The following is an 890-nucleotide window of genomic DNA, read 5'->3' on the forward strand; positions in this document are numbered from 1 at the left end:
GCGGTGTCGAGCAGTGTCATGCCCTGCTCGGTGGTCAGGGGTACCAGTCCGCCCCGGGTCAGTCGGTCGCGGTCGGTGCCGGCCAGGGCACCGGTCATACCGCTGGTCTCCTCCCACAAACCCCACGCCAACGAGACAGCGGGAAGACCCCGCGCGTGGCGATGCTGCGCCAACGCGTCCAGGAACGTGTTGCCCGCCGCGTAATTGGCCTGCCCCGGCGTGCCCAGGGTGCCGGCGATGGAGGAGAACAACACGAACGCCGACAACCCGGCATCCCGAGTCAGCTCATGCAGATTCCAGGCCGCATCCACCTTCGGCCGCAACACCCGCGCCAAACCCGCCGACGACAACGAACCCAGCGTCGCGTCCTCCAGCACACCAGCGGTGTGGAAGACCCCCGTCAACGGATACTCCGCCGGAATCGCAGCCAAAAGTTCGGCCAGTGCGTCGTGGTCGGCCACGTCACACGCGGCCACCTCCACCCACGCCCCAGCCCCCTCCAACTCAGCCACCAAGCCGGCAGCACCCGCAGCCTCCATACCACTACGGCTGACCAGCAACAACCGATCCACCCCATACCGGGAAACCAGATGCCGCGCGGTAGCCGCACCCAACACACCGGTACCACCCGTCACCAGGACCGTCCCGCCACCACCCAACACCGACAGACCACCCTCAGCCTCTTCAAGGCCCGCCTGTCCGCTGATCTTGGCCAGCCGCGGCACCAACACCCGGCCCCCACGCAGCGCCACCTGCCACTCCCCAGCCGAAACCGCACCCGCGACCGCAGCCGCAACCGACCCCCACGACACCGGCCCCTCACCAGGCTCCGCATCCACCAACACCAACCGACCCGGATTCTCACTCTGCGCACTACGCACCAGACCAGT

1 protein-coding gene is annotated in these 890 nt (G+C 68.2%); it reads right to left on the minus strand.

All coding sequences use genetic code 11. The features are described from left to right. Nucleotides 1-752 (minus strand): beta-ketoacyl reductase (locus tag DTL70_RS28455; RefSeq protein WP_342776519.1); only part of this gene is annotated, 752 nt, incomplete at its 3' end. Nucleotides 753-890 lie beyond the last annotated feature (138 nt).

The organism is Streptomyces diacarni (genome assembly GCF_003323715.1).
GTDB classification, from domain to species: Bacteria; Actinomycetota; Actinomycetes; order Streptomycetales; family Streptomycetaceae; genus Streptomyces; species Streptomyces diacarni.